General features: G+C 71.7%; 10 protein-coding genes. 5 read left to right on the forward strand and 5 right to left on the reverse strand.

Going from position 1 to position 9,175, the window contains the following annotated elements; genetic code table 11:
* Window positions 1-39: 39 nt before the first annotated feature.
* From E6A26_RS15730 to E6A26_RS15750, 5 genes are all read right to left on the reverse strand, one after another.
* On the reverse strand, window positions 40-831 hold the full coding sequence (locus E6A26_RS15730; RefSeq protein WP_136612141.1) for a DUF427 domain-containing protein: 792 nt from the start codon (window positions 829-831) through the stop codon (window positions 40-42).
* Window positions 822-1,835 carry a prolipoprotein diacylglyceryl transferase gene (gene lgt / locus E6A26_RS15735; RefSeq protein WP_136612142.1) on the reverse strand — a complete coding sequence of 338 codons (1,014 nt, stop codon included), beginning with the start codon at window positions 1,833-1,835 and terminating at the stop codon, window positions 822-824. The genes E6A26_RS15730 and lgt overlap by 10 nt, the downstream gene beginning before the upstream one ends.
* Entirely contained in the window at window positions 1,832-3,187 is a 1,356-nt protein-coding gene (locus E6A26_RS15740; RefSeq protein WP_136612143.1) for a dihydrolipoyl dehydrogenase family protein, read from the reverse strand. Before E6A26_RS15740 ends, lgt begins: the two co-directional genes overlap by 4 nt.
* A gap of 29 nt (window positions 3,188-3,216) precedes the next feature.
* Window positions 3,217-3,594: a DUF427 domain-containing protein gene (locus E6A26_RS15745; RefSeq protein WP_136612144.1), complete on the reverse strand. Its 378-nt coding sequence runs from the start codon at window positions 3,592-3,594 to the stop codon at window positions 3,217-3,219.
* A 129-nt stretch (window positions 3,595-3,723) separates the two neighbouring features.
* Window positions 3,724-4,386: a class I SAM-dependent methyltransferase gene (locus tag E6A26_RS15750; protein ID WP_136612145.1), complete on the reverse strand. Its 663-nt coding sequence runs from the start codon at window positions 4,384-4,386 to the stop codon at window positions 3,724-3,726.
* Between the two features lie 46 nt (window positions 4,387-4,432).
* Between E6A26_RS15750 and E6A26_RS15755 the strand changes: the two genes are divergently transcribed.
* The 5 genes from E6A26_RS15755 to E6A26_RS15775 form a co-directional block, all read left to right on the forward strand.
* Entirely contained in the window at window positions 4,433-5,800 is a 1,368-nt protein-coding gene (locus tag E6A26_RS15755; protein ID WP_136612146.1) for a dihydrolipoyl dehydrogenase family protein, read from the forward strand.
* A 109-nt stretch (window positions 5,801-5,909) separates the two neighbouring features.
* Window positions 5,910-6,365: a hypothetical protein gene (locus tag E6A26_RS15760; RefSeq protein ID WP_234865568.1), complete on the forward strand. Its 456-nt coding sequence runs from the start codon at window positions 5,910-5,912 to the stop codon at window positions 6,363-6,365.
* 28 nt (window positions 6,366-6,393) lie between these two features.
* Entirely contained in the window at window positions 6,394-7,185 is a 792-nt protein-coding gene (locus E6A26_RS15765) for a Crp/Fnr family transcriptional regulator (RefSeq protein ID WP_234865571.1), read from the forward strand.
* A 14-nt stretch (window positions 7,186-7,199) separates the two neighbouring features.
* Window positions 7,200-7,535 carry a DUF427 domain-containing protein gene (locus E6A26_RS15770; RefSeq protein ID WP_136612147.1) on the forward strand — a complete coding sequence of 112 codons (336 nt, stop codon included), beginning with the start codon at window positions 7,200-7,202 and terminating at the stop codon, window positions 7,533-7,535.
* A 73-nt stretch (window positions 7,536-7,608) separates the two neighbouring features.
* Window positions 7,609-9,175: radical SAM protein (locus tag E6A26_RS15775; RefSeq protein ID WP_136612148.1), on the forward strand; the 1,567-nt coding region annotated here is incomplete at its 3' end.

A 9,175-nucleotide genomic window follows, 5' to 3' on the forward strand; every position in this document is an offset into this window, starting at 1 on the left:
CCTGCCCGGAGGTGGCGCGCCCGGTGGTCCACGGGCGGCTCAGGCAAGCGCGCTGGCGGTGGCATGGGGTGGGAGCTGGCTGTCCTCGGTGCGGATCTGGGTGCGCTCGTCGTAGAAGGCGATCAGGTCCTTCAGGTGTGCGGAGTCCGGCAGGGTGTGTTCGTAGCTCCAGGCGATGTCCCGTCCGCGGGTGCCTGCGCCGCGGACGGACCAGTAGGACGCGCGGCCCTTGTAGGGGCAGACGCTGGTCCGTTCCGAGGGCTCCAGGAGCGTGAAGTCCACGTCGCTGCGCGGCAGGTAGGTCCGCACCGGGAGCATCGTCTCGTGGACCAGCACCGGGCTGGCGCTCTCGGCCAGGACCAGGCCGTCGAGTTCCACTCGGACGGGCTGGGAGCCGGGCCTGGCGTCGACGCGGTGGAAGGGGTCGCGGGGGTGGCCTTCGACGTCCTGCTCGTCCTCCCTCAAGCGCTCGAAGGCGTTGGAGTCCAGCAGCAGGTACCCGGACAGGTCCTGGTCCGCGGGCCGGAACGCGGCATGTGGAAGCTCGGCACCGGGGGCCCGGAGCGTGTACTCCTGCCCGGGCCCGTGGTGGCGGGCGAACGCAGGACGCCGGCCGTCCCCGGTGCCGGGGGCAGGGCCGAGTTTGGCGGCGATGTCGGCCTCCGGCACCGCGTACACGGGGGCCGGCCGGCCTGCTTCCCAGACCAGCACCGCCCGCCGGGAGTCCACCACGGTGCGCCCGGCCGCGTCCGCGCGGATTCGCTTGGCGGTCGGCTCGAACCGCAGCAGGCCGTGGAGCCTGCGCATCTCCTCTGACATCTTCAGCGCCATGTCCCTGGCCGTCCTTCCTGAGAGGTGTGGGGTCCTGAGCCCCTGGCCTGCGGCCCGCCTTTCGGATCCTGGGCCGGGGACGCCGCGTTCCGTCGTAGTCCTGCCTCCGCCGGCACGAGCTCCACTCCTGGGCCGTCGGGCCCGCTCGGGCGCGCGGTGCGGGGCCTGCGCATGGTGCGGGCGAAGGCGACGGCGCCGCCGAGGAACGCGAGCCCGGAGACCCAGGTGTTGACCCGCAGGCCCAGGATCAGGTTGGCGTAGTCGGAGCGCATGAGCTCGATCACGAACCGGCCGCCGGTGTAGACCATGACGTAGAGGGCGAACTCGGCCCCGCGCGGGAGGCGGAGCCTGCGGGAGACGATGATGAGTGCGAAGCCGCCGGCCGTGGTCCAGAGGGCCTCGTAGAGGAACGTGGGCTGGAAGTAGCCGAGGACGACCGGGGTGCCGTCCGGACCGACGGCCGCCGCGCCGGTGGCGGGGTCCATCTGGTGGATCTGCAGGCCCCACGGGAGGGTGGTGGGGTCGCCGTAGAGCTCGTTGTTGAACCAGTTCCCGAGCCGGCCGAGGGCCTGTGCGAACAGGAGCCCCGGGGCCACGGCGTCGGCGAAGGCCGGGAGGCTGGCGTTCGCGCGCCGGCAGCCGATCCAGGCCCCGAGGCCGCCGAGGGCGACGGCTCCCCAGATCCCGAGGCCCCCGTCCCAGATCGCGAACGCGTTCCACGGGTTCCTGCCGGGGAGGAAGTACAGCTCGGGGTCGGTGATGACGTGGTAGATGCGTCCGCCGACGATCCCGAACGGGATGGCCCAGAGGGCGATGTCGAGGACCTCGCACGGCTTGCCGCCCCGCTGGACCCAACGGCGGTTCGTGAGCCAGAGGGCGACGCCTATGCCGGCGAGGATGCACAGGGCGTAGAAGTGGATCTCGAGCGGGCCGGCCTTGACCGCGTCGACCGTCGGGGACGGGAGGTAGGCGGGCAGGGCGAGGGCGTGGGGTCCGGTGGTCATGGGAGCTGTCCGAGGGCGTCTTCGACGGCGCGGTGGAAGGTGGGGTAGGCGTAGATCATCTCGCGCAGGCGCTGGATGGGGGTGCGCTCGTGGACGGCGAGGGTGAGCATGGAGAGGACCTCACCGCCGGTGGGCCCGGCCGAGGTCGCCCCGACGAGGATGCCGCGGCCGGTGTCGGCGACGAGCTTGATCAGGCCCTGGTTGCCGGCCTTGTGGATCCACCCCCGCGCGGAGGAGGGGACCTGGGCTGTGGCGGTCGCGACGGGGAGGCCCTGGTCGCGGGCCTGCCGTTCGGTGAGGCCGACGGCGCCGACCTCCGGATCGGTGAAGGTCACCCGGGGCACGGCGTGGTACTCGGCCTCCGATGGCTGTTCGCCGAGGATGTGGTCTGCGGCGATCCGGGCCTGGTACATGGACATGTGGGTGAAGGCGCCGTGGCCGGTGATGTCCCCGATGGCGTAGACGCCGTCTGCGATGCGCAGGTGCCCGTCGGTGCGGACGGTGCGGGCGCCGGTGTCGAGGCCGAGCGAGCCCAGTCCGAGGGCGTCGAGGTCGGTTCGGCGGCCGGTGGCGACCAGCAGCCGCTGGCCGGTGTACGTCGTGTCCGCGGCCGTGACGGTGAATGTGGTCCCGTCGTGGTCGATCCGCTCGGCCCTGGTGCCGGTGTGGATGCCGATCCCCTCGGCGGTGAGCACGTCCTGGACGAGCTGGCCGGCCTCGGGCTCTTCGAGGGGCAGGAGTGCCTCGAGGGCTTCGAGGACCTCGACGCGGGTGCCGAAGCGGGCGAAGGCCTGGGCGAGCTCGAGGCCGATGGGCCCACCGCCGAGCACGATCAAGGAATCCGGGGCGTCTGTGGCGGCGATGGCCTCGCGGTTGGTCCAGTACGGGGTGCCGTCGAGACCGGGGATGGGCGGGACGGCAGGGTCGGTGCCGGTGTTGACCAGGATCGCGCGGGCGGCCTCGAAGTCCTGCCCGTCGACCCGGACGGTCTTGGCGCCGGTGATGCGGGCGGTTCCGCGGACGAAGCGGCCGCCGGCCTTCTCGAAGCGTTCGACGGCGACGGTGTCGTCCCAGTCGTCGGTGGCCTCGTCGCGGATGCGCCGGGCGACGGGGGCGAAGTCCGGAGCGACTTGGACTGTGCCGGCCAGCTCGGGGACCCGGCGGGCCTCGGCGAGGGAGTCGGCGGCGCGGATCATCATCTTGGACGGGATGCACCCGTAGTAGGGGCATTCGCCTCCGACGAGGTTCTTCTCGATCCCGACCACGGACAGTCCCGCCTTGGCCAGCCGGGCCGCGGCGGCCTCACCGCCCGGTCCCATGCCGATGACGATGACGTCTGCCTGCTCTGCCATGCTCAGTTCCTTCCTCGCGTGTTCGGTGATCAGTGCCCGGCGTGGCCGAGCAGCCGGGACAGCAGGCCCCGGGGACGGGGGGCTTCCTCGGGTGGGGTGCTGCCCGCCTCGGTGACGCGAACGCCCTTCCAGAAGGCGATGTGGTCCTTGATCTGGCGGGCGGCAGGGCTTGGGTCGGGGTAGTACCAGGCGGCGTCTCGGTTGGTGCGGCCGTCGGCCTCGATGGTGTAGTAGCTGGCGGTGCCCTTCCAAGGGCAGACGGTGGTGTGGGTGCTGGGGCGGAAGTGCTCGCGGTTGATCGACTCGGGCGGGAAGTACTGGTTTCCCTCGACCTGGACGGTGCGGTCGGATTCGGCCAGCACGGTGCCGTTCCAGACTGCCTGGTAGGTCCTGTTCGGGCTGCTCATCGCGTCGCTTCTCCTCCTGTGACGGGGTTCTCAGCCAGAACCTACGGCTCGCCTCCCCGGTGGTCTGTGATCTGCATTGCAGAGCCGGGTTCGGCGCCCGTGGTGGGCCGGGCCGGGGCGTAGGCTGCTTCAGCGTCCGGCGGCACTGCGTGGGGTTCCGGCTCGGATCTGGATGTGGCCCCCGCGCACCGAGGAGGCCTCGGTGTCCGGGGCGTCGTGTTCGAGGAGGGCCCAGGGGTGCGCGGAGGGATCGGAGCCGCCGAGGCGGCAGGCCAGGGCGGCTGCGGGGGCGAGCGCCGCGGCGGCGCCGGTGGGCAGCTGCATGTCCACGACAGCGACCCTGGTCCCCGGCCCGCACAGGGCCAGGATCCGTTCCCATGCGGCCCCCTGGTCCCGGGTAACGGAGAGGGAATACGTGGCCAGGACGGCGTCGACCACGGGGGTGGCCTCGTGGACGCGGCCGGCGAGGGCGTCCGGGGCGATGGCGGTCAGGTCGGCGTTCAGGAGGTCGATGTTCGCCCAGCCGTGTCGGCGGATCCTCTTCCGGGCCTGGTCGAGCATCGCGGCGCTGGCGTCGATGCCGACGATCCGCCCGGCCGGGCCTACGGCGGCCTCGAGCCAGGCGAAGTTCAGCCCGGTCCCGCATCCGGCGTCCACCACTGCCTGGCCGGGTCGCAGGCGCAGTCCGGCGATCCCAGCCAGGCGCCCGGGCCGGTAGACGGGCTCGCACGCGAGGGCGTCGTACAGGGGCGCGAAGCATTGGTAGCGGTCGGTCACAGGCCATCGTCGCATGCCTGTGCCATCGTGGGGCAGGGTACGGACAGGAGCGGAGGGACTGATGGCCGGATGGGACCTGGTGGTGGTCGGCGGCGGGTCCGCCGGGCTGGTCGGGGCGCAGGCCGCGGCCAGGCTGGGCGCGAGAGTGGCCCTTGTCGAGGCCGAGAAGACGGGCGGGGAGTGCCTGTACACCGGGTGCGTGCCCTCCAAGGCCTTCATCGCCGCCGCCCGCGACGGGCTCGGGTTCGATGCCGCGATGGCCAGGGTCGCGGCCGCGGTGGTCGCGATCGCCCCGCATGATTCCCCGGGAGCCCTCGAAGCCGAGGGGGTGCGTGTCCTGCATGGCCATGCCGTGCTGGATCCGAGCGGGGGCGTGCGGGTGGACGGGCGTCCTCTGCCCTCCCGGTCGGTCCTGCTGGCCACCGGCGCCGCACCGGCCCTGCCTTCCCTGACCGGTCTTGACCCAGACGAGGCGCTCACGAGCGAGACGGTCTGGTCCCTGAGCGTGCTCCCGGAGCGTCTCGCCGTCGTGGGCGGCGGGCCCGTGGGCTGCGAGCTCGCCCAGGCCTTCGCCCGCCTCGGGGCCGAGGTCACGGTCGTCGCCTCCGCGCCCAGGCTCCTGCCACGGGAGGACCCCGAGGCCTCAGCCGTGGTCCGGGCGGCCCTGGAGGCCGACGGGATCCGGGTGATCACCGGGGACGGCGCCATGGCCGTCGCCCGCGTGGGCGCGGACCGGGTCCTGCTCACAGGGCATGGGGCACGCGTGCCCTACACCCATCTGCTCGCCGCCACGGGCAAGGTTCCGCGCACCGGCGGGATCGGCCTCCCCGAGGCCGGTGTCCGCCTCGACGGGGCCGGCCGTGTCGTCACCGACGCGTCGCTGCGGACCACGAACCCGCGGGTGTGGGCGGCGGGGGACGTCACCGCGAGGAGCCGCCACACGCACACGGCCGGGGTGCACGCGGCGATCGCCGCCGCCAACGCAGTCCTGGGCACCCGTCGCAAGGCAGCCAGCATCGGCGAGCCGAGGGTAACGTTCACCGCCCCCGAGGTCGCCGCCGTCGGCCGGTCCGCGGCCCCCGGGACCGGGCGCACGGTGACGGTCCCGCATACCAGGGTGGACCGCGCCGTGGCCGATGCAGACCCGGGCGGGTTCACCCGCATCGTCCTTGACCGTGGAGGACGGATCACCGGGGGCACGATCGTTGGCCCTCGGGCCGGGGAGACCCTCGGGGAGCTGTCCCTGGCTGTGAACGCCCGGCTGAAGGCCACGGATCTCGCAGCGGCCGTGCACGCCTACCCGACGCACAGTGACGGGCTCTGGCTAGCGGCCATCCAGGCCCGCCTGACCGCCCTCGACGCCCCGGCGCCGCGGATCGCCGCACGCGTGCTGCTCGCGCTGCGCCGGGCCGCCGCCCGGCCCCGCTGACCCGCTCCCGGCATCTGTTCCCGCTGTGTGCACTCGTTCACAGAACGCCCCGGGCCGGGTGCGTAGCGTCTGGACTGTCAGCAGTTCCGCGTCTCGAAAGGCACCCGCGATGTCAGCTTCAACCTCCGCATCCCACGCCGGAAGCTTCTCCTCGTCCTGGGGCCGGCGGGCGATCGCCGGGCTCCTGGGAGGTCTTGCCGGAGGCGTCGTCTTCGGCATGCTCATGGCCATGATGGGCATGTTCACCACGATCGCCATGATGATGGGCTCCACCTCGCCCTTGGTCGGCGTCGTGGTCCACCTGATGATCTCGGTCGTCTACGGCCTGGTCCTGACCCTGTTCTTCGCCCGCTTCCTGCACTCCTACGGCCGGGCAAGCGTCGCCGGGCTCGTCTATGGGGTCATCCTGTGGGTCGTCGGCCCTCTTCTGATCATGCCGCTCATGCTCGGCATCCCGGTGTTCGGGTTCAGTGCAGCGGTCATGATGTCACTGTTGGGGCATGTGATCTACGGCGTCCTGCTGGCCCTGGTCGCCGGGCGCGTGCTCAAGACGGCCAAGGCCTGAACAATTGGGCGTGAACGAGGGAGTGGGCGTGAACGAGGAGTGCCGAGACGAGCTGGCCTCCGGGGCCGCCAGGGCCAAGCCCTGGTCTCCCGAAGAGCGCGAGACCGACCCGCTGGATGCCCTCCTGGCCGACGGCGGGGCGTTCGCGTGCCTGAACGAGGTCGACCTCTTCGCCGACCTGTCTGCGGCCGAGATCCGCGAGATGGACATGATGGCCCCGGCGCGGCTCTTCCGCCGCGGCGAGCTGCTGTACAGCCAGGCCCAGCCCGTCAAGGCACTGTTCATCCTCAAGACCGGGCGGGTGCGCGTCTTCCGGGTGGCCGAGGACGGCAAGGCCCTGACTATGGCGATCCTGGAGCCCGGGGCCGTGTTCGGGGAGATGGTCCTGGTCGGCCAGCGCATGTACGACAGCTATGCCGAGGCGATCGAGGACGCCATGGTCTGCCAGCTCGGCGTGGACGACGTCGAGCGGTTCCTGCTCTCGGACCCCCGCATCGCTGTGCGCATCTCCCGGCTCCTGGGCGAACGGGTCGCCGAGCTCGAAGGCCGCCTGTCCGACCTGGCCCTGCGGCCCCTGCCGGCGCGGGTCGCCTCCACCCTGCTCGGCATGGCCCAATGGCCCTCCTCGTCCCGGTTCGGGCGCGCCCCCACGATCAGGCTCACCCACGAGCAGGTTGCAGGGCTGCTGGGGGCCACCCGCGAGGCCACGAGCAAGATCCTCTCCGAGTTCGCCTCCCGCGGCCTGATCCGCCAGGGCCGGGGACGGATCACCCTCGCCGACCCCGCCCGCCTCAGGGCCATCGCCCGCGGCACCGCATGAGAGGAGAGGACGCCATGGCAACCGCCGCACCTGAATCCAAGGCTCAGCCCATTGTCGCCGCCTGGTACGGGGACACCTGCATCGCCCGCTCCGAGCAGACCGTCTATCTGGAGGGCAACCACTACTTCCCTCCCGACTCCCTCCGCCCGGGGCTGCTGGCGGACAGCTGGCTGCGGACCCTGTGCCCCTGGAAGGGCATCGCCCGCTACCACCACGCCGAGGTCGACGGCACTCGCCTGCCGAACGCGGCGTGGTCCTACCCCCGCCCGTCTCCGCTGGCGCGCCGGATCAAGGGCATGGTCGCCTTCGAGCAGGGCACCGGCATCACCTTGAGGGAAGAGCACCGATGAGGGGACCACAGCCGGGCGCCCTCCCGGACCACGAACTCGACTGGACCACGACGTGGTTAGGAACCCTCGCCGCATGAGCATCGAACGCACGACCCGCGACGAAGTCTTCGTCGAGTACACCAAGAGCATCTGCCCGGTCTGCAAGATAGTCCTGGACGCGGAGGTGAACATCCGGGACTCGAAGGTCTACCTGCGCAAGCGCTGCCGCGAGCACGGCCAGTTCGAGGCCCTCGTCTACAGCGACGCGGACGCGTACCTCTCCTCGGCGAAGTACAACAAGCCCGGCACCCTGCCGCTGGCCACCCAGACCGAGGTCGCCGAGGGGTGCCCGAGCGATTGCGGGCTCTGCCCGGCGCACAAGCAGCACGCCTGCCTGGGCATCATCGAGGTCAACACGAACTGCAACCTGGACTGCCCCATCTGCTTCGCCGACTCCGGCCACCAGCCCGACGGCTACTCGATCACCCGCGAGCAGTGCGCCACCATGCTGGACGCCTTCGTCGCGGCCGAGGGCGAGCCCGAGGTCGTCATGCTCTCCGGCGGAGAGCCGACCATCCACAAGGACATCCTGGCCTTCATCGACCTCGCCCAGGAGCGCCCCATCCGCACCGTGACCCTGAACACGAATGGCATCCGCCTCGCGAGCGACAGGGCGTTCGTCAAGGCCCTCGGGGAGCGCAACCGCAGGCCGGGGAAGACCGTGAGCGTCTACCTGCAGTTCGACGGCTTCGACGAGTCCACCCATCTGGCCCTGCGCGGGAAGAACCTCCTGGAGCGCAAGCGCCGCGCCCTGGACCACTGCGCCGAGGAGGGCATCCCCGTGACTCTCGTCGCCGCCGTCGAACGCGGCCTGAACGAGCACGAGGTCGGGGACATCGTCCGGTTCGGCATCGAGCACCCCGCGGTGCGCTCGGTGGCGTTCCAGCCGGTCACCCACTCCGGCCGCCACCACGAGTTCGACCCGCTGAACCGGCTCACCAACCCGGATGTGATCCGGCTTGTCGCCGAGCAGTGCCCGGACTGGTTCACGCCTGCGGACTTCTTCCCCGTCCCGTGCTGCTTCCCCACCTGCCGCTCCATCACCTACCTGCTCATTGACAGGACCGAGGAGGGAACCACCGTAGTGCCGATCCCGCGCCTGATCGACCTCGACGAGTACATGGACTACGTCACCAACCGGGTCCTGCCCGACCCGGACGTGCGCACCGCGCTGGAGGCCCTCTGGAGCGCTTCGGCGAGCATGGGCTCCGACACCACCGCCCGGAGCCTTCAGGCCACCGCCGCCGGACTCGAGTGCGCCAGCTGCGGCATCGACCTGCCCGCCGCCGCGCAGGACCTGGGCGAGAAGGCCTTCATGATCGTCGTCCAGGACTTCCAGGACCCCTACACCCTCAACGTCAAGCAGCTCATGAAGTGCTGCGTCGAGGAGATCACCCCCGACGGGCGGCTCATCCCCTTCTGCGCCTACAACTCCGTCGGCTACCGCGAGCAGGTCCGCGCCCAGATGTCCGGCGTCCCGGTGGCGGACGTCGCCCCCAACGCCGCCGGCATCCAGCACCTCCTCGCCCCGACCCCGTACGGCTCCAAGACCGCTGCCGAGGGCGGGCCCCCGGCCCCCGACGGGACGATGCCGGAGCGCA

It is taken from the genome of Sinomonas albida (genome assembly GCF_004919045.1).
Taxonomy (GTDB): domain Bacteria; phylum Actinomycetota; class Actinomycetes; order Actinomycetales; family Micrococcaceae; genus Sinomonas; species Sinomonas albida.

What these genes read in the sequence shown, in the direction of transcription:
- E6A26_RS15730 (WP_136612141.1), bottom strand. Translation starts at nt 831, where the DNA reads ATGGCGCTGAAGATGTCAGAGGAGATGCGCAGGCTCCACGGCCTGCTG.
- lgt (WP_136612142.1), bottom strand. Translation starts at nt 1,835, where the DNA reads ATGACCACCGGACCCCACGCCCTCGCCCTGCCCGCCTACCTCCCGTCC.
- E6A26_RS15740 (WP_136612143.1), bottom strand. Translation starts at nt 3,187, where the DNA reads ATGGCAGAGCAGGCAGACGTCATCGTCATCGGCATGGGACCGGGCGGT.
- E6A26_RS15745 (WP_136612144.1), bottom strand. Translation starts at nt 3,594, where the DNA reads ATGAGCAGCCCGAACAGGACCTACCAGGCAGTCTGGAACGGCACCGTG.
- E6A26_RS15750 (WP_136612145.1), bottom strand. Translation starts at nt 4,386, where the DNA reads ATGCGACGATGGCCTGTGACCGACCGCTACCAATGCTTCGCGCCCCTG.
- E6A26_RS15755 (WP_136612146.1), top strand. Translation starts at nt 4,433, where the DNA reads ATGGCCGGATGGGACCTGGTGGTGGTCGGCGGCGGGTCCGCCGGGCTG.
- E6A26_RS15760 (WP_234865568.1), top strand. Translation starts at nt 5,910, where the DNA reads ATGTCAGCTTCAACCTCCGCATCCCACGCCGGAAGCTTCTCCTCGTCC.
- E6A26_RS15770 (WP_136612147.1), top strand. Translation starts at nt 7,200, where the DNA reads ATGGCAACCGCCGCACCTGAATCCAAGGCTCAGCCCATTGTCGCCGCC.